This window comes from Mesorhizobium sp. WSM1293, assembly GCF_000513875.1.
GTDB classification, from domain to species: domain Bacteria; phylum Pseudomonadota; class Alphaproteobacteria; order Rhizobiales; family Rhizobiaceae; genus Mesorhizobium; species Mesorhizobium ciceri.
Map to the genome: position 1 here is coordinate 78,433 of NZ_AZUV01000018.1, position 17,030 is coordinate 95,462.

The following is a 17,030-nucleotide window of genomic DNA, read 5'->3' on the forward strand; positions in this document are numbered from 1 at the left end:
CGTTTACCCCTGCACGAAAACTGCACGGGCCTGCGGAAAACCTCCTCGGATCCGCCCTGCCGTTTCCCCGCCCGCTTGCGAGACAAGCGGCATGCACAAGCGAGCAAAGCCCCGTTGGTCCCTGCCTCACCGACTGCGTAGCGAGGGCTGGTGGCTGGCCGATCCGCCGCGCGCGTGTCCCGTCGCAACCCTCATTCCCTTTGTCCGCAGAAGCCCGCCAACGGTTCGGCTGGAAGCCATCAGGAAAGCCAGGTCATGACAGCGTTGTTCTCCGCCGCGCCGAGCTATTGCAGCCGTTTCGGTGTCGCCATCCTGCTGGCAGCGCTCGCGGATTTTCTGTTCTATGGCCAGCCCGCCGGGATCACGGTTTTCCTGTTCGCCCTGCTGATTGCCGCGGCGGTCGTGGCTGTGCACCCGGCCGCCTTCAACGACGGCCGGGTCTGGCTCAAGCCCATCGCCATGCTTGTCGCGCTGCTGCCGCTGGCTGAAAACGTCAGCACCCTGTCGGTCTCGATCGCGCTGGCGGCGCTGACCGTCTTCGCGCTTTCGTTGAGCGGCCGGCTGCGGCACAGCATCGCCCGCATTGCCGGGCAGATCGTGCTGTTCGGGCTGGCGGCGCCGTTCCGCTTCGTCATTGATTTCATCCGCTGGCGCAGGACGGCGCGGCGGTTCGGTGGGCGTCGCATCCGGCTGGCGGCGATCGCCGTCTGGGTGATGCCGCTGACGCTGGGCGCGGTCTTCCTGGCGCTGTTCGGTGCCGCCAATCCGGTCATCGACTATTGGCTGTCGCTGATCGATCTCGTGAGGCTGCTCGATCTTATCCAGCTGGCGCGGATTGCCTTCTGGCTGTTCGTGCTCGCCGCTGTCTGGGCTTTTCTGCGACCGCGCCTGCCGCGCCTGATTCGCCGCATCCCGCGCGCGTTGCCGGCGGTCAGCGCTCAAGCCGGCAAAACCGCCACCACCATCGAAGACATCCTGTTCGGCAAGGCCGCCATCCTGCGCGCCCTGATCGTCTTCAACATCCTGTTTGCGCTGCAGACGGCGCTCGACGCCGCCTATCTGTGGGGCGGGGCAGCGCTTCCCGATGGGCTGAGCTACGCCTCCTACGCGCATCGTGGCGCCTATCCCTTGATCGTCACGGCACTGCTTGCCGCCGGCTTCGTACTGGCAGCGCTGCGACCCGGCAGCGAAACCTCGGCCGATCCGCTGATCCGCCGGCTGGTCTATGTCTGGGTGGCGCAGAACATCATGCTGGTCATCTCGTCGATCCTGCGGCTCGACCTCTATATCGGCATCTATGCATTGACCTACTGGCGCGTCGCCGCCTTTGTCTGGATGGGGCTGGTGGCAGCAGGCCTTGCCCTGATCATTGCCCGCATCGCGCTTAGAAAATCCAACGAATGGCTGCTGTCCGCCAATCTTCTGACGTTATCCCTGACGCTTTATGCCGGCTGTTTCATCAATTTCGCAGCAACGATCGCCAATTACAATGTCGACCATTCCCTCGAAATGACCGGCCAGGGCATTCCCCTAGACGCCTGGTATCTTCACTCGCTCGGTCCGGGCGCGTTTCCCGCGCTTGATCGCTTCCTCGAGCACCAGGGCAAGACGGCGGCCGCCGGCACTGTCCGCGAACTGGCCGGCGTGCGCGGCAGCGACGAAATCTGGTATCGAACTATCCAGCAGAACTGGCGGGCCTGGAGCTTTCGCGACTGGCGGCTGCTTCGATATCTCGACACCAAGGAGCCGTTCGTGATTCCCTCCGCTATCGAACCTTCCATGCCGGGCCGCTGATCCATGCCGCATCACATCCTCGTCGCCGACGATGACCCGCACATCCGCGAGGTGATCTGCTTTGCCTTGGAGAAGGCCGGCATGAAAACGACAGGGGTGGCCGACGGTGCCGCCGCCTTGCAGGCAATCGGCCGCCGGGCACCGGACCTCGTCGTGCTCGATATCGGCATGCCGGAAATGGACGGGCTGGAGGTCTGCCGGCGGCTGCGGCACATATCCGATGTGCCGGTGCTGTTCCTCTCTGCGCGCGACGAGGAGATCGACCGCATTCTCGGGCTCGAAATGGGCGGCGACGACTATGTGACGAAACCATTCAGCCCGCGCGAGCTGGTTGCCCGCGTCAACGTCATCCTGCGGCGCGCCCGCCCGGCGGCGCCCGAACCGGCCGACGACAGGCAGTTTTCGCATGGCAAACTGGCTCTGGCGCCGGCCAGCCATACCGCCAGCTTCGACGGCAAGCCGTTATCGTTGACAGGAATAGAGTTCTCGATCCTGAAGGGGTTCCTGGCGCGGCCGGCGCATGTGCTCGACCGCGACGCGGTGACGGCCAGCGCCTATGCCGCAAACATCCACGTCGCCGGCCGCACCGTCGACAGCCACATCCGCAACATCCGCGCCAAACTGGCAGCTGTGGGTTGCCCAAATGTCATCGAGACGGTGCATGGCGTCGGCTTCCGGCTTGGCCGATGCGGCTGACGGCCTCCAGCAAATGGATCGGCCGCAAATGGCGGCCACGGCTTGCCACGGTCGTCGTCGCCATCCTGATCATGGTGATGGCCTTGCCACTGGTCGGCCTGTTCTTCTTCCGCCTCTACGAGAACCAGCTGATCCGCCAGACCGAGGCGGAGCTGATCGCGCAAGGCGCTGCCATCGCCGCCATCTATGCGCGGGATGTACGTGACGCCGGCATCCCACCGGAAAAGCTCGGTGCGCCGATGCCGGAGCCAAGTGGGGATTCAAGCCGCAGCGTCAATCCGGACCCGCTCTACAGGCCAATCGAACCGCAGCTCGATCTTGCCTCGGATTATGTCCTGCCGACCCGGCCGGCGGCGATGCCGGCGATCGTCGATCCCGCCTTCGCGGTGATCGGCGCGCGCCTGTCCGGCATCCTCGACGCCACCCAGAAAACCACGTTGGCCGGCTTCCGGCTGCTCGACCCCCGGGGCGTCGTCATTGCCGGGCGCGGCGAGGTCGGCCAGTCGCTCAGTGCGGTCGAAGAGGTGCGCACAGCACTTGCCGGCCACTATGCCAGCGCGCTCAGGCTGCGCATTCCCGACCAGCCGACGCCACCGCTCTATTCGGTCAGCCGCGGCACCAAGGTGCGTGTCTTCGTCGCTCTGCCGGTCGCTGTCGACGGCCAGGTCGCCGGCGTCGTCTATGTGTCGCGGACGCCCAACAACATCATCAAGCATCTCTATGGCGAACGTGGCAAGGTGACGTTGGCGGCGATCGCCATTCTCGGCGGCACGCTGCTCATCGGTCTCATCTTCCTGCGCACCGTCAGCCGGCCGATCTATGCGCTGATCGACCGCACCGAGCGCATCGCCGCCGGCGACCGCACGGCGATCCGGCCGCTCGACCACCACGGCACGCGAGAGATGGCGGAGCTGTCCGCCGCCTTCCTCGACATGGCCGAGAAGCTTCAGGCGCGCTCGGACTCGGTCCAGACTTTCGCCACACATGTCTCGCATGAGCTCAAATCGCCGCTGACGGCGATCCAGGGCGCGGCCGAATTGCTGCGCGATTCCGGTGGCGCGATGGACGATGCGGAGCGGCGGCGTTTCTCCAACAATATCGTCACCGATGCGGGGCGGCTCAATCTGCTGGTGCGGCGCCTGCTCGACCTGGCACGCGCCGAAAACCTGGCGCCGAGCGGCGAAAGCACATCGCTCGGTGCGGCGCTGGCGCTGCTGCCCGTCGACAACAGGCTCGCGGTTAGCGTCGGGGCGGGCGGCGACATCAGATTGCGCATATCGGCCGAGAACGCGGCTATCGTGCTGGCCAATCTCATCGACAATTCGGCCAGGCATGGCGCGACGCAGGTTTCTGTCTCCGCTACGAGCGCCGGCGGCAAGGCGAGGATCCTGGTCAGCGACGACGGTGCGGGCATTTCGCCGAGCAACCGGGTGCGCATTTTCGAGCCGTTCTTCACCACGCGGCGCGAACAGGGCGGCACCGGCATGGGGCTTGGCATCGTGCTGGCCCTCCTGAAAGCGCATGATGGTATGATCGCGCTGGTTGACAGCGAGCGCGGCACGCGCTTCGAGGTCATTCTGCCGGTGGCGTGAAGGACACTATCGGCCGGATCGGAGAGAACATGCGCTACGACATCGTCATCATCGGCGGAGCCATCGTCGGCTCCTCGGTCGCCTATTACCTGCTTGAGCAAGGGTTTTCCGGCACGATCGCGCTGATCGAGCGTGATCCGCAATTCGCGCATGCGGCAACGACGCTGTCCATGGCCTCGATCCGCCAGCAATTCTCGATCCCGGAAAACATCCGCCTGTCGCAGTTCACGCTGAAGCTGTTCCGGCGGTTGAAGGAAGAGTTCGGGGATGACGCCGATATCGGCTTTCGCGAGGGCGGCTACCTCATCCTTGCCGGCGAGGACGGCTTGCCGATCCTGAGGAGCAATCACCAGGCGCAGATCGCGGAGGGCGCCGACATTGTGCTGGAGGACGCGGATCAGCTGGTGCGCCGGTTCCCATGGCTGTCGACCGAGGGCATTTCAGCCGGCGCCTATGGCCGCAGCGGCGAAGGCTGGTTCGACGCGCATGCGATGCTGACGCTGTTCCGCAAGGCGCTGCGGCAGAAGAAAGTCGATTTCATCACCGCCGATGTCACCGGCATCGCGCGCGATGGCAACCGCGTCACGGGAGTGAGCCTGGGCAATGGCGAGACGCTGGAGGCTGGCATCGTCGTCAACGCCGCCGGCCCGAACGCCGGCAAGGTGGCTGCCATGGCCGGGCTTCATCTGCCGGTCGAGCCGCGCAAGCGCAATGTCTTCGTCTTCGAGGCACGCGAGAAATATGCCGACATGCCGCTGCTGGTCGATCCCTCCGGCATCTATGTCCGTCCGGAAGGCTCGGTCTACCTCACCGGCGGCGCCGAACCGGAGGAAGGCGACTGCGCACCCGATCCCGGCGACTTCGAGGTAAACTGGCCACTGTTCGAAGAGGTGATCTGGCCGGTGCTGGCGACCCGTATTCCCGCCTTCGAGGCGATCAAGCCGACCCGTGCCTGGGCCGGCCACTACGACTACAACACGCTCGACCAGAACGCGGTGATCGGTCCGCATCCCGACGTCGGCAATTTCCTGTTCGCCAACGGCTTTTCCGGCCACGGCCTGCAGCAGGCGCCAGCAGTGGGCAAAGCGCTGGCCGAACTGGTCGTGCACGGCGGTTATCGCACGGTGGATTGCTCGGCGTTCGGGTATGAGCGGGTGGCGGAGGGAAGGGCGTTCCGGGAATTGAATGTGATTTGAGCGGGCAAAGGGAAGGTTCTTTTTGACGCTGGCGCGAAGGATCGCTACGGTTGCGGAAGAGTATTTCGAGCGAGCCTTAACCCTTGCGGTCGAACCAGAAGGCGTCGGCCATGCGCTTCATGCCGATACGTTCGTAGAAGCCTACGGCATCGGGCATGGAGATCAGGCTGATGGCGACCGATGGTCCAAGCTGCCGGCGCGCCTCGTCCATCAGGCCCTTGCCGATGCCGAGCCCCTGTGCCGATCGGGAAACGGCGAGTTCGGAGATGTAGCAGACCCAGGAGAAGTCGGTGATCGCCCTGATGACGCCGATCAGCGGCTTGCCCTGAATATCAAGGCGCGCGGTCAGCACCAGATTGGCGCCCGACAGCATCGCCCGCAGCCGCGCTTCATCATCGATCGGCCGTGTCTCGCCGAGGCCGGATTCGACCAGCACGCGACGGAATTCGGCGATGTCGAGCGCGGATTCTCTTTCGTAGAGGACGTGTGCGTTTTCTGCCATGGCCGCCAGATTGCACCATCGGGCTGGCTTGTGCCACCGTGCACGAACAGTTGCCTTTTATTTGCCGCCGGCTTTGTGTAAACCGGGCCTCAGCAAATTCCCCCGCAACGAAAACACGGGCAAAAGCCATGGAAAAATTCACCAAGCTCACCGGTGTCGCCGCTCCGATGCCGATCGTCAATGTCGACACCGACATGATCATCCCCAAGGATTACCTCAAGACGATCAAGCGCACCGGGCTCGGCACCGGCCTGTTCGCCGAAATGCGCTACAAGGACGACGGTTCGGAAAACCCGGATTTCGTGCTCAACAAGCCGGCCTACCGCAAGGCGCAGATCCTGGTCGCCGGCGACAATTTCGGCTGCGGTTCCAGCCGCGAGCACGCACCATGGGCGCTGCTCGACTTCGGTATTCGCTGCGTCATCTCGACCTCGTTCGCCGACATTTTCTACAACAACTGCTTCAAGAACGGCATCCTGCCGATCACCGTCAGCCCCGAGGATCTTGAGAAGCTGATGGACGACGCCTCGCGCGGCTCCAATGCCACGGTGTCGGTCGACCTCGAAGCCAAGGAAATCCGTGGGCCGGATGGCGGCGTGGTCAAATTCGACCTCGACGACTTCAAGCGGCACTGCCTGCTCAACGGGCTCGACGATATCGGCCTGACCATGGAGAAAGCCGGCGCCATCGCTTCGTTCGAGAAGCGGAACGCCGAACAGCGCCCCTGGGCCTGAGCGGCGCGCTCCGGACGGATGGATCTGGCCTTTCGGGCCGGTTCGCGGCGACTGAGTGGAGGGACAGTCATGACACGTTCGCTTCTTGCCGGCCTTTGCGGGCTGGCCTTGTTGCTGGGGCAAATCGCCAGCGCGTCTGCGCAGACCCAGACGCCCGCCATACAGCCGGCCCCGGCGACGGAGCAGCCGTCCGCCGATCAGGGGACGAACGCCGCCGATGCTTCCGATGACGACAAGCAAGCTCCCGTCCCGTTCGAAGGCGGCACGCTGACCATCACCCAGAAGGAACAGTATGGCGAGAAGGTGCTTGCCTATGACGGCAAGCAGTTGGCCAGCAATTACGATGTCTTCTTCGACAAAATAATCGAGGTCGGCGACGTCAAGGTGGCGCTGTTCGATGTCGGCGACGGCGGCAATCAATGCGGGCCGGCGACGGTGATCGTCTGGAAACCGGAAGGCGGCACGATCCAGAGCACCACGGTCGAGCAGGACCAGTGCGGCGCGCCGCCCTCGGCGGTGTCCGACAACGCCATCTATTTCGTGCCTTACCTGTTGCCGGGAGATCAGAAGCCGGCTTTGCAATGGTCGCCGACCGACGGGCTGACGATTTCGGGCAATCTGACCTACATGCCGGAACCCGGCACGGACTGGAAAGACATCGATCCGGAAAAGTACCAGAACATCATCGACGCCTTCCACAATGAGGCCGTCTACAAGGAAGCGGAAAAGCTGCTCGGCAAGGACATGGCCGACATGGCGACCAGCCTGCTGGTCGGCGGCGGCACCGAAAAGACCGCTTCGGGCGCCTTCTACGCCAGCGGCTGCGTGCCGCATGATTGCGGCGGCAATGACGGCTTCATGGCGGTCGACCCGGCCCAGCACAGGCTCTATTTTGCGCGCCGCGGCGACAATGGCCAGCCGAACGCCTGGCCTGATGTGGCGACATGGCCGGCGGATGTGAAGGCGGCGTTGGACAAGGCGCTGGGGGCGGCAAATTAAAGCTTTAGCGTTGCGCAGCACCCCCTCGCTTTCGTCATCCCATGGTCTGCGCCGCGTCGCTACGCTCCTTGCTCCGCCATAGGATGACGACGGAAGGGATGCTTCAACCAATCTCGGAGGTTCGCGCTTCGCTTCCGGGATAACAGTTTGCCTGGCTTGGCCCACGACCCGCGCCGTTCCGCCTGCTAATGCTGGCCGACAACCCAAGCAAGGCCCCTCATATGCGCAAACTCATCTCCACCGGTTCGCCGTTCGAAAAGACCGCCGGCTATTCGCGCGCCGTGGTGCAGGGCGACTGGTGCTTCGTCTCCGGCACCGCCGGCTACGACTATACGACGATGACGATGCCGGAAACGGTGGAGGCGCAGACGCGCAATTGCCTGGCGACGATCGGCAAGGCGCTGAAGGACGGCGGCTTCGAGATGGCTGACGTGGTGCGGGCGCATTACTACATCACCGACCAGGCCTTCGTGGATGTAGTCTTCCCGATCCTCGGCGAGACGTTCGGTGACATCAGGCCGGCAGCGACGATGATCGTCTGCCAACTCAACAAACCGGAAATGAAGATCGAGATCGAGGTGACGGCGCTGCGGCGCACGGCCTGAAGGGCAACCGACGATGAAAGTCCAGCGCATTGTTGCCAATATCGAGACAGCGGATGTCGCGGCGGCAAAACGCTTCTACCACGATGTGCTCGGCCTCGACGTGCTGATGGATCTCGGCTGGATCGCAACCTACGGCTCCGATGAAACGATGCAGGTGCAGGTCAGCTTCATGGCGCAAGGCGGTTCCGGCACGCCGGTGCCGGATCTCTCGATCGAGGTCGACGATGTCGATGCAGCGCTCGATGCCATGAAGGCGGCGGGCTTTGCCATCGAATACGGACCGGCCGACGAACCGTGGGGCGTGCGGCGCTTCTACGTGCGCGATCCGTTCGGCCGGCTGGTCAACATTCTCTCGCATCAGTGATGACGTATGCCGGCGGGATAGCGCCCCCCTCTGGCCTGCCGGCCATCTCCCCCCTCAAGGGGGGAGATTGGATGTCGCCTCGGCGTTCGCCAATCTCCACGTCAGAAAGAAGAGGCGAAACGATAATGCTGCCAATCTCCCCCCTTGAGGGGGAGATGCCCGGCAGGGCAGAGGGGGGCGCTACGGATCACCAACGAATCGGGTCATCCGTGATCGCTGCGTTCCTGCTTGCATGCAAGTCGCTTGGCGTTTAGCAAGGCCGCGGTTCAAATCTTTCCAGGACGGTTTCTCCATGGCAACGAAGCATCTTTTCCTGCTCCCCGGTGACGGCATCGGTCCTGAGGCCATGGCCGAGGTCAAGAAACTGATCGCGGTCATGAACGACAGGCTCGGCAGCGGTTTTGCCACCGATGAGGGGCTGGTCGGCGGCTGTGCCTATGACGCGCATGGCGCGGCGATCTCCGATGCCGACATGGAAAAGGCGATGGCGGCCGACGCGGTGCTGTTCGGCGCCGTCGGCGGTCCGAAATGGGATGCGGTGCCCTATGAGGTGCGCCCGGAAGCCGGCCTGCTGCGCCTGCGCAAGGACATGGAGCTATTCGCCAATCTGCGCCCGGCCATCTGCTATCCGGCGCTGGCGGCGTCCTCCTCGCTCAAGCAGGAGGTGGTCGAAGGTCTCGACATATTGATCGTGCGCGAGCTGACCGGTGGCGTCTATTTCGGCGAGCCCAAGCAGATCATCGATCTCGGCAACGGACAGAAGCGCGGCATCGACACGCAGGTCTACGACACGTTCGAGATCGAGCGCATTTCGGGCGTCGCCTTCGAACTCGCGCGCACCCGCAAGAACCACGTCACCTCGATGGAAAAGCGCAATGTGATGAAGTCGGGCGTGTTGTGGAACGAGGTCGTCACCCAGACCCACAAGGCGCGCTATTCCGACGTCAAGCTCGACCACATGCTGGCCGACGCCGGCGGCATGCAGCTGGTGCGCTGGCCAAAGCAGTTCGACGTCATCGTCACCGACAATCTGTTCGGCGATATGCTGTCCGATATCGCCGCTATGCTGACCGGCTCGATCGGCATGCTGCCGTCGGCCTCGCTCGGCGCGCCTGACGTGAAGACCAAGAAGCGCAAGGCGCTCTACGAGCCGGTGCACGGTTCGGCGCCCGACATTGCCGGCAAGGGCATTGCCAACCCGATCGCCATGATCGCCTCCTTCGCCATGTGCCTGCGCTATTCCTTCGGCATGGTCGATGAAGCCGACCGCGTCGAAGGCGCGATCGCCGCCGTGCTCGACGCGGGCCTGCGGACGAAAGACATCATGTCCGATGGCATGACCGAGGTCGGTACGGTTGAGATGGGCGACGCGATCATCGCCAAATTCCTGGGCTAATACCGTGACGGTCGACGTCCGCTGGGCGACGATCGAGGACGCGACGACGCTCGCGGCCATGTTTTGCGAGATGGCGGAACATTATCGGCAACCGCCTCTCGATGCCGACCGGGCCCTGTCTGCGGCACGAAAATGGCTTGGCGAGGAAAGCCCGGCCTATCCGCATTTCGCGCTCGCCTTCGTCGAGGGCGAGGTCAGCGGCCTGGCGTCGGTGGCGATCGCGCATCCCGGTATCGATCTCGAGCGGCTGCTGTTCCTCAAGGACCTGTTCGTGCGCGACAAAGCCCGCGACGCTGGTGTCGGCCGGGCGCTGATCGGCTTTCTCGCCGATCATTGCCTGCGCGAAGGCATCGGCCGCATCGACCTGACCAGCGAGGACTGGAACGAAGGCGCGCAGCGCTTCTACGACCGGCTTGGCGCAGAACGCCACGGCCAGAAGGTCTTTCTCAGGCTTTCGGGCGAGGCGCTGAAGGCGATCATCCCTAGACCCTGACGCCCGCCGGCACCGGTCCCCACTGGTTTTCGCGGGCCTGCGTCGGGATCAGCGCGAAGACCAGGATGATCAGGCTGCCGATGGTCGGGATCAGCACCACCAGATAAAGCCAGCCCGAGAGGCCGATGTCATGGATGCGGCGAACGGTCATGCCGAGGCTGGGCAGCAATGTCGCCAGAACGAAGGTGCCGCAAAGGCCGACGGTTACCGCCGCCGATACGCTGCTGTCGAAATTGCCCATTTCGTTGTCGGCGAAAAGGCCGATGCCGCCGATGACAAGCAGCGAGACCACCCAGAACAGGAAAAAACCCCAGTATTCCTTGCGGCGGGCGCGACCGGCGAAATTGAAATAGTTCTGCGTCACGCCACGCCAGAAATAGCCCCAGAGATCGCTGGGCTCGGCTGTCTCGGAAGACCGGCCGAAATGCTGCGCAGGACTTGGGGCTGCTGCAGGCGGAACGCTGGCCTGGACTGGTGCGGCTTTGATGCCGGGCTCAGCGGCGGCCGGAGCGGCGGTCGGGGCGGCGATCGAAAAGACGTCGCGCGCCTGGCCGCCGCCTGGCTGGAACTCGACGGCGGTACCGTTGGGCATGGCGGTTTCCCGGCGTAAACTCTCGCGGGTGAAGGTGTAGCGGTTCCCGTCGGCTCCGGTGATGAAGCCGAACCCCTGGTCACCGTCATAGTGAAGCACTTCACCGCGCATGGGCCACCCTCTTGCCACGTCCCGGCCAAAGGTGTGGCACAGGGCCGAGCCGATGGGCAATACCGGGCAGCACGGCTACCGTCTTCGCGGCAAATGAAGCATAAGGCATCGAGTGCAACCGCCTTCGACAGAAGCAGAACATGACAGTCGAGAGTCCTGACAGTAAAACCGTGATTGAAGATGGAGGGGAAAGAAGGCCTCCCAGGCTGGCCATCGACGCCACCGGCCTGACGTTCTGGCCGTCCGGCCAGGGACTTGTCGGCATCCCACGGGTGGAAAGCTTTCTCGTCAGCGCAGCCCTGGCCGATCCCGACCCTAGCGTGGAGGTGGTGGCGTTCCGACCGTGGGAAGGCCGGTTTCGCCCCCTCGCTCCTTTCGAGCAGGACCATGTCGCGACGGGCGAGATTTCACCCTGGCGCCTCAAACGATGGCCTGGGAGGCGCACGGCGATGTCGCAGGCCCTCGAAGCGGTGAGGCAGCAGCCATGGGGCAAGCGCGACGCCGACCGCCATCTCGCCAAGACGGTGACCCATGGCCGCAAAGGCATTGCCTATCAGGCGACGAAGCTGCTGATCCGGGCCTATCGTCTGTACCAGCGGGCGCGAGTCCGGTCGGCCCCGCGTCAGGATGTTCCAGGCCAACCGGCCGAGACTGAACGCGGCTTTGTCCTGATCAGCCATCACATTCTGACCGGGGACGACCGAGTCGCCGTCTCCGGGCGCGCCGGTGGCCTCGCGTTTCTTTGCCATGACCTCATACCGACACTGCGCCCCGACCTCGTTGGTATGAGCCCTGGCGAGGCGCGTTTCGGGTCATATCTCGAACACCTCGTGCGTTCCGGCGCGCCGGCATTTTGTGCATCCGACGAAGTTGGCTCGACGCTGACCGATCATATGCAACAGGCAGGCGTCACGCAGCCGGTGGTATACCGGTTTCCGATGCCTTCCATCCTGTACGAGACGGCTTCGCGCATGGGCGAGACTTCGCGCATCGAGGCCGCCGAGCCATTCGTGCTCTACTGTTCGACGATCGAAGTGCGCAAGAACCACATCCTGCTGGCACGGATCTGGCAGCAGGCGCTCGACGAAGGCGTCAAGCTGCCGAGGCTCGTCTGCGCCGGGCGCTGGGGCTGGATGATCGATCCGCTGCGCGCCTATCTCAAGGCCCATCCGAGACTGCTCGAGCGGGTTACGTTCACCGGAGCGATCAGCGATGAGGAGCTCATCCGATACTACCGCAGCGCTTCCTTCGGCGTCTTTCCCTCGCATATCGAGGGCTGGGGCTACGGCGCCTCGGAATGTCTCGATTTCGGCGTTCCCGTCATCGTCTCGACCGCGCCGTCGCTGATCGAGGCGAGCGGCGGGCTGATGCCGGCGATCGATTCCAATGACCAGGCGGGCTGGTACGCTGCGATCCGCCGGATGGCGGAGGATCCGGAATGGCGCTCGTCGCTGACGGAACGCATCGCAAAGCAGCATCGCCCGACGCCGGCGTCGGCCAGCTGGGCTGCCATCAAGGCTGGCCTGCAGGCAAGCGCGTCCCTCCGGCCGAAGTCCTAGAGCAATTCCAGGAAAAGTGTGCAGCGGTTTTCCCGGGAAAACGCATAGCGTTTTCCCTCGGGAATTGCGTCAAAACAAAGAGTTAGAGCAGATCGCCGTTTCCGTGAAACGGTGAAATGCTCTAGGCGGGCCGCTTCTTCGCCTTCTTGTGCTTGGGCGCGCCGGTGGTGTCGAATTTCGGCTTGCCCGGCTTCTTCGCCCATGGCTTTGCGTCATGCGGGGCGGCCGGGCGCTGATCGACTGCTGCCGGTGCACGTTTTTCGAATTTGCGCTTCGGCGCGTTGGGGTCGAACGGCGCCTTGCCGCGATGCGGCTTCTTGTCGGGGCTTGGCGGCTGATAGCCGGCGCGCGACAGATCGGGCGTACCGTCGAGCCGCTTCACCAGGATGTTGCCTTGCAGCTTCCGGTCGGGACCGATCGCGGCCAGGAAGCGGTCTGCCCAATCCGCCGCGATCTGCACGTAGGTCTCTTCCGGCTGCATCTTGATGGCGCCGATCTCTCGCTTCGAGATGCTGCCGGTGCGGCATAGCATCGGGATGAGCCAGCGCGGCTCGGCATTCTGCCGGCGCCCGATCGACAGCGAGAACCAGACGCTGTCGCCGAAATCGTCGCGGCGGCTGGGCGCCTCGTCGCGGCGCGCGAAACCTTCGCCCGCCGGTCTTTCACGCGACGGCGTGAAGGGCGCGATCTCCATGAGGTCCTCGGGGGCCGAGCGGCTGGCGCGGCACTGGCGCACGAAGGCAGCGGCCACCTGTTCGGCGCCATGCCTGGCGAGCAGCGCGTCGATGAAGGAGCGCTCGTCCTCCTTCACCGGCTCATCGAAAGCCGGATCGGCAAGGATGCGCTCGTCGTCGCGCCGCATCACGTCGTCGGCCGAGGGCGGGCTCGCCCATGTCGCCTTGAGGCCGGCGTTCTGCAACAGCCGTTCGGTGCGCCTGCGGGCGCTGTTGGGCACGATCAGCGCGCTGACGCCCTTGCGCCCGGCGCGGCCGGTGCGGCCGCTGCGGTGCAGCAGCGTTTCCGGGTTGGTCGGCAAATCGGCGTGGATGACCAGCTCAAGATTGGGCAGGTCGATGCCGCGCGCCGCGACATCGGTGGCGATACAGACTTTTGCGCGGCCGTCCCGCATCGCTTGCAGCGCATGGCTGCGCTCATTCTGGCTGAGCTCGCCCGACAGGGCGACGACGGAGAAGTTGCGGTTGTTGAAGCGCGCGGTCAGATGATTGACGGCGGCACGCGTGTTGCAGAACACCAGCGCGTTCTTGGCTTCGTAATAGCGCAGCACATTGATGATGGCGTTCTCGCGGTCGGGCTGGGCGACGCTCAGCGCCCGATATTCGATGTCGAGATGCTGCTTCTCCTCGCCGGCGGCCGAAATGCGCACCGCATCGCGCTGATAGCCCTGGGCGAGCGTGGCGATCGAGCGCGGCACCGTGGCCGAGAACATCAGCGTCCGGCGTTCGGCCGGAGCGGCGTCGAGGATGAATTCGAGGTCTTCGCGAAAGCCGAGATCGAGCATCTCGTCGGCCTCGTCGAGCACCACCGCCTTCAGCGCCGACATGTCGAGCGAGCGCCGGGTGATGTGGTCGCGCAGCCGGCCGGGCGTGCCGACGACGATATGGGCGCCACGCTCCAGCACCCGCCGCTCCGAGCGCATGTCCATGCCGCCGACGCAGGACGCCACGGTGGCGCCGGTCAGTTCGTAGAGCCATTCCAGTTCGCGCGTCACCTGCAAGGCGAGTTCGCGCGTCGGCGCCACCGCCAGCGCCAGTGGTGCGGCGGCGTGGCCGAAGCGCTCCGCGCCCTCAAGCAGGGTCGGCGCCAGAGCGAGGCCGAAGGCCACCGTCTTGCCGGAGCCGGTCTGCGCCGAAACCAGCGCATCGGCCTCGCCGAGCTCGGGCGCCACGACCGCCTTCTGGACGGGCGTCAGCTCGGAATAGCCGCGTTTCTCCAGCGCCCTGGCAAGCGCTGGAACAAGTGCTTCGAAGTTGGACATCTCACTCTTTCGGAATTTTAGGGTCCGCGCTCATCACGGAGCACATGCCGGGGCGGGCCTCGCGCCAGCCAAACAATCTTGGCCGTTCGTACTTCGCGCAGCCGCGATTGTACAGGGCGCGCGCAAAACCAGGCGCCGCTCGGCAATTGACTCTTGCCGCAAACCGCGTAAAAGCCGGCACCGAACGGGACAGTTTCGATGCGCGGCCTTTTGACGGCTCTTCCTGCATTCGATGCCCCCAGCCTCAATGCACATCATTGGGCCGGGCGCGTCGGCGCATCTCCTCGTTTCAGCAAAACCGCATTCTTGGCCGAGAAAACTGGCAAAACCACCACCAAAACGGTGTGATTCCCTTGGCCTAACCACCCTCTCCCGGGTTCGGCCCGGGGGACGGAACCCGCAGCGGCCAGCGGGTTTCTCCAAAACCAAGCGGAGAGGGACAGGAGATTTTTCGATGAGTTTCAAGGTAGCGATCGTCGGCGCCACGGGCAATGTGGGCCGGGAAATGCTCAACATATTGGAAGAGCGCGGCTTTCCGGTAAGCGAAGTCGTGGCGCTGGCGTCGCGGCGCAGCCAGGGCACGGAAGTGTCGTTCGGCGACCGCACGCTGAAGGTGAAGACGCTCGACCAGTATGATTTTTCCGACACCGACATCTGCATCATGTCGGCCGGCGGCAGCGTCTCCAAGGAATGGTCGCCGAAGATCGGCAAGCAGGGCTGCGTCGTCATCGATAATTCGTCGGCCTTCCGCTACGACCAGGACGTGCCGCTGATCGTGCCGGAAGTGAACCCGGACGCGATCTCGCTGTTCACGCGCAAGAACATCATCGCCAATCCGAACTGCTCGACGGCGCAGCTGGTGGTGGCATTGAAGCCACTGCACGATTTCGCCACCATCAAGCGCGTCGTCGTCGCCACCTATCAATCGGTGTCGGGCGCCGGCAAGGAAGGCATGGACGAACTCTTTACCCAGACCCGCGCGGTCTTCGTCGCCGATGGCGTCGAGGTCAAGAAGTTCACCAAGCGCATCGCCTTCAATGTCATCCCGCACATCGACGTCTTCCTCGACGACGGCTCCACCAAGGAAGAGTGGAAGATGGTCGCCGAGACCAAGAAGATGCTCGACCCCAAGATCAAGCTGACGGCGACCTGCGTGCGCGTGCCGGTGTTCATCGGCCACTCGGAAGCGGTCAACATCGAGTTCGAAAAGCCGATCACCGCCGACGACGCGCGGGATATCCTGCGTGAAGCCCCAGGCTGCCAGGTGTTGGACAAGCGAGAGGACGGAGGCTACATCACGCCGCTGGAATCGGCCGGCGAGGACGCCACCTTCATCTCGCGCATCCGCGAGGATTCGACCATCGACAACGGCCTGTCGATGTGGATCGTCTCCGACAATCTGCGCAAGGGCGCCGCACTCAACGCGGTGCAGATCGCCGAGCTTTTGGTCGAGCGCGGCCTGATCCAGCCGAAGAAGAAGGCGGCCTGACGGCCGTTTAGTTTTCGCTCACGGGCCGTATCGCCGCTGCCGCGACGGGCCCTCCGCGGGGGCGCCGAACGATCGGCGGCCCGCGGTCGCGGGCTCGGCCTTTGGCCGGGATACTTCTTGCTTTTCCCCTTGTCGGATACGGAGGACGGGTCAGTCGCGCGGCACCTGACGGCCTTGCCCGGCTTCCCAGATCGTCCTCAAGCGCTCCACCAGTGATGAAAACAGCCGGGGCGGCAACAGGCCGTAGTCATAGCGGTCGGTGGAGCGCGGCACCGGACGAAGGTCGTAGCCTGGCCACGCGAAGCGATTGCCTTCGTGGAGCATCACCCATGAACGCTCGCCGTCCAGTTCCAAATGACGCTTGACGGCTGGCGGCAGCTCGATCGCCAGCGACGGATCGGCCGGCGGTACATGCGTGACAGGCACCACCGTCACGATCAGACCATCGGCGCCGCGTTCGACGGCTAGCACGATCACGCAAGGGCGATCTTTCCGCCCTTCGTCCTGTCCGGCTTGATGTTCATGATGCCACAGATATGCATAGGAGATGACGAGGCCGAGCTGTGGGTCGGGAAGCGGCATGCCTTACTTGGTATCCATCAAGGCATTGAGATGATCGTGTTCTGATGACATGCGGCCGCCGGCGATAGCTTCCACTTCCTCGCGCTGCAGATCCCTGGTCGCAAATGACTGCCGGGCCAGGTTCTTGTAGTGTTGCAGCTCTTCATACTCGACAGCTGAAACGAAATAGCCGGTTGGCCGCCCGTGACTCATCACAGCGACCGGCTCACGCTGCACGATCTCTCGGTAACGCCCGAAATTACGGGTGAATTCTGTGGTGGGAACTTCACGCATGATGGGGTCATCCTAAATCGCGTAATTTACGCATTTACCGCAATTTACGCGATTTTT

The 17,030-nt window shown here is 64.2% G+C and carries 18 protein-coding genes; 13 read left to right on the forward strand and 5 right to left on the reverse strand.

What is annotated here, in order from left to right:
• The first annotated feature begins 255 nt into the window (after nt 1–255).
• From M729_RS0121930 to M729_RS0121945, 4 genes are read left to right on the forward strand one after another with little or no spacing between them, the layout of a single operon-like run.
• Complete coding sequence (locus M729_RS0121930) at nt 256–1,794, forward strand: DUF4173 domain-containing protein (RefSeq protein WP_027162866.1); 1,539 nt, start codon at nt 256–258, stop codon at nt 1,792–1,794.
• Between the two features lie 3 nt (nt 1,795–1,797).
• Nucleotides 1,798–2,490, forward strand: a complete 693-nt coding sequence (locus tag M729_RS0121935) for a response regulator transcription factor (protein ID WP_024504048.1) — start codon at nt 1,798–1,800, stop codon at nt 2,488–2,490.
• Complete coding sequence (locus M729_RS0121940; protein WP_027162867.1) at nt 2,481–4,082, forward strand: ATP-binding protein; 1,602 nt, start codon at nt 2,481–2,483, stop codon at nt 4,080–4,082. The genes M729_RS0121935 and M729_RS0121940 overlap by 10 nt, the downstream gene beginning before the upstream one ends.
• A gap of 29 nt (nt 4,083–4,111) precedes the next feature.
• Nucleotides 4,112–5,278: an FAD-binding oxidoreductase gene (locus tag M729_RS0121945; protein ID WP_027162868.1), complete on the forward strand. Its 1,167-nt coding sequence runs from the start codon at nt 4,112–4,114 to the stop codon at nt 5,276–5,278.
• A gap of 76 nt (nt 5,279–5,354) precedes the next feature.
• On the opposite strand, the gene M729_RS0121950 is transcribed toward M729_RS0121945, so the two are convergent.
• Entirely contained in the window at nt 5,355–5,780 is a 426-nt protein-coding gene (locus M729_RS0121950; protein WP_027162869.1) for a GNAT family N-acetyltransferase, read from the reverse strand.
• A gap of 128 nt (nt 5,781–5,908) precedes the next feature.
• On the opposite strand from M729_RS0121950, the gene leuD reads away from it, so the two are divergent.
• From leuD to M729_RS0121985, 6 genes are all read left to right on the forward strand, one after another.
• Nucleotides 5,909–6,514 (forward strand): 3-isopropylmalate dehydratase small subunit, encoded by a 606-nt coding sequence (gene leuD, locus M729_RS0121955; RefSeq protein ID WP_013528787.1) that lies wholly within the window; start codon nt 5,909–5,911, stop codon nt 6,512–6,514.
• A 69-nt stretch (nt 6,515–6,583) separates the two neighbouring features.
• Nucleotides 6,584–7,513 carry a hypothetical protein gene (locus M729_RS0121960; protein ID WP_027162870.1) on the forward strand — a complete coding sequence of 310 codons (930 nt, stop codon included), beginning with the start codon at nt 6,584–6,586 and terminating at the stop codon, nt 7,511–7,513.
• Between the two features lie 221 nt (nt 7,514–7,734).
• Complete coding sequence (locus M729_RS0121965) at nt 7,735–8,118, forward strand: RidA family protein (protein WP_013528789.1); 384 nt, start codon at nt 7,735–7,737, stop codon at nt 8,116–8,118.
• Between the two features lie 13 nt (nt 8,119–8,131).
• Complete coding sequence (locus M729_RS0121970; RefSeq protein ID WP_013528790.1) at nt 8,132–8,482, forward strand: VOC family protein; 351 nt, start codon at nt 8,132–8,134, stop codon at nt 8,480–8,482.
• Between the two features lie 292 nt (nt 8,483–8,774).
• Nucleotides 8,775–9,878, forward strand: a complete 1,104-nt coding sequence (gene leuB, locus M729_RS0121980; protein ID WP_013528791.1) for a 3-isopropylmalate dehydrogenase — start codon at nt 8,775–8,777, stop codon at nt 9,876–9,878.
• Nucleotides 9,879–9,882: 4 nt separating this feature from the next.
• On the forward strand, nt 9,883–10,371 hold the full coding sequence (locus M729_RS0121985; RefSeq protein WP_027162871.1) for a GNAT family N-acetyltransferase: 489 nt from the start codon (nt 9,883–9,885) through the stop codon (nt 10,369–10,371).
• On the opposite strand, the gene M729_RS0121990 is transcribed toward M729_RS0121985, so the two are convergent.
• On the reverse strand, nt 10,361–11,074 hold the full coding sequence (locus M729_RS0121990) for a DUF805 domain-containing protein (protein WP_027162872.1): 714 nt from the start codon (nt 11,072–11,074) through the stop codon (nt 10,361–10,363). The genes M729_RS0121985 and M729_RS0121990 overlap by 11 nt on opposite strands.
• A gap of 140 nt (nt 11,075–11,214) precedes the next feature.
• On the opposite strand from M729_RS0121990, the gene M729_RS0121995 reads away from it, so the two are divergent.
• Nucleotides 11,215–12,633, forward strand: coding sequence for a glycosyltransferase (locus tag M729_RS0121995; protein ID WP_024504039.1), 1,419 nt, complete (start codon nt 11,215–11,217; stop codon nt 12,631–12,633).
• A gap of 121 nt (nt 12,634–12,754) precedes the next feature.
• Here the strand turns inward: M729_RS0121995 and M729_RS0122000 are convergent, their stop codons facing one another.
• On the reverse strand, nt 12,755–14,629 hold the full coding sequence (locus tag M729_RS0122000; protein ID WP_027162873.1) for a DEAD/DEAH box helicase: 1,875 nt from the start codon (nt 14,627–14,629) through the stop codon (nt 12,755–12,757).
• 198 nt (nt 14,630–14,827) lie between these two features.
• Here M729_RS0122000 and M729_RS1000000138915 point away from each other — a divergent pair, with 198 nt between their 5' ends.
• Both M729_RS1000000138915 and M729_RS0122005 read left to right on the forward strand, forming a co-directional pair.
• Entirely contained in the window at nt 14,828–14,977 is a 150-nt protein-coding gene (locus M729_RS1000000138915) for a hypothetical protein (protein ID WP_167355191.1), read from the forward strand.
• A gap of 106 nt (nt 14,978–15,083) precedes the next feature.
• The gene (locus tag M729_RS0122005) at nt 15,084–16,118 is read left to right on the forward strand and encodes an aspartate-semialdehyde dehydrogenase (RefSeq protein ID WP_013528795.1); all 1,035 of its coding nucleotides are present in this window, start codon (nt 15,084–15,086) and stop codon (nt 16,116–16,118) included.
• Between the two features lie 150 nt (nt 16,119–16,268).
• Here M729_RS0122005 and M729_RS0122010 read toward each other — a convergent pair whose 3' ends face one another.
• Together M729_RS0122010 and M729_RS0122015 are read right to left on the reverse strand one after the other, a co-directional pair.
• A complete protein-coding gene (locus M729_RS0122010; RefSeq protein WP_027162874.1) occupies nt 16,269–16,700 on the reverse strand; it encodes a type II toxin-antitoxin system PemK/MazF family toxin in 432 nt (143 codons plus the stop codon).
• 3 nt (nt 16,701–16,703) lie between these two features.
• On the reverse strand, nt 16,704–16,973 hold the full coding sequence (locus tag M729_RS0122015) for a type II toxin-antitoxin system prevent-host-death family antitoxin (protein ID WP_024504036.1): 270 nt from the start codon (nt 16,971–16,973) through the stop codon (nt 16,704–16,706).
• Nucleotides 16,974–17,030: the final 57 nt, after the last annotated feature.

Bases quoted from the DNA above. Each gene is read 5' to 3' on its own strand.
- M729_RS0121930 (WP_027162866.1), top strand. From the start codon at position 256: ATGACAGCGTTGTTCTCCGCCGCGCCGAGCTATTGCAGCCGTTTCGGT.
- M729_RS0121935 (WP_024504048.1), top strand. From the start codon at position 1,798: ATGCCGCATCACATCCTCGTCGCCGACGATGACCCGCACATCCGCGAG.
- M729_RS0121940 (WP_027162867.1), top strand. From the start codon at position 2,481: ATGCGGCTGACGGCCTCCAGCAAATGGATCGGCCGCAAATGGCGGCCA.
- M729_RS0121945 (WP_027162868.1), top strand. From the start codon at position 4,112: ATGCGCTACGACATCGTCATCATCGGCGGAGCCATCGTCGGCTCCTCG.
- M729_RS0121950 (WP_027162869.1), bottom strand. From the start codon at position 5,780: ATGGCAGAAAACGCACACGTCCTCTACGAAAGAGAATCCGCGCTCGAC.
- leuD (WP_013528787.1), top strand. From the start codon at position 5,909: ATGGAAAAATTCACCAAGCTCACCGGTGTCGCCGCTCCGATGCCGATC.
- M729_RS0121960 (WP_027162870.1), top strand. From the start codon at position 6,584: ATGACACGTTCGCTTCTTGCCGGCCTTTGCGGGCTGGCCTTGTTGCTG.
- M729_RS0121965 (WP_013528789.1), top strand. From the start codon at position 7,735: ATGCGCAAACTCATCTCCACCGGTTCGCCGTTCGAAAAGACCGCCGGC.
- M729_RS0121970 (WP_013528790.1), top strand. From the start codon at position 8,132: ATGAAAGTCCAGCGCATTGTTGCCAATATCGAGACAGCGGATGTCGCG.
- leuB (WP_013528791.1), top strand. From the start codon at position 8,775: ATGGCAACGAAGCATCTTTTCCTGCTCCCCGGTGACGGCATCGGTCCT.
- M729_RS0121990 (WP_027162872.1), bottom strand. From the start codon at position 11,074: ATGCGCGGTGAAGTGCTTCACTATGACGGTGACCAGGGGTTCGGCTTC.
- M729_RS0121995 (WP_024504039.1), top strand. From the start codon at position 11,215: ATGACAGTCGAGAGTCCTGACAGTAAAACCGTGATTGAAGATGGAGGG.
- M729_RS0122000 (WP_027162873.1), bottom strand. From the start codon at position 14,629: ATGTCCAACTTCGAAGCACTTGTTCCAGCGCTTGCCAGGGCGCTGGAG.
- M729_RS1000000138915 (WP_167355191.1), top strand. From the start codon at position 14,828: ATGCGCGGCCTTTTGACGGCTCTTCCTGCATTCGATGCCCCCAGCCTC.
- M729_RS0122005 (WP_013528795.1), top strand. From the start codon at position 15,084: ATGAGTTTCAAGGTAGCGATCGTCGGCGCCACGGGCAATGTGGGCCGG.
- M729_RS0122010 (WP_027162874.1), bottom strand. From the start codon at position 16,700: ATGCCGCTTCCCGACCCACAGCTCGGCCTCGTCATCTCCTATGCATAT.
- M729_RS0122015 (WP_024504036.1), bottom strand. From the start codon at position 16,973: ATGCGTGAAGTTCCCACCACAGAATTCACCCGTAATTTCGGGCGTTAC.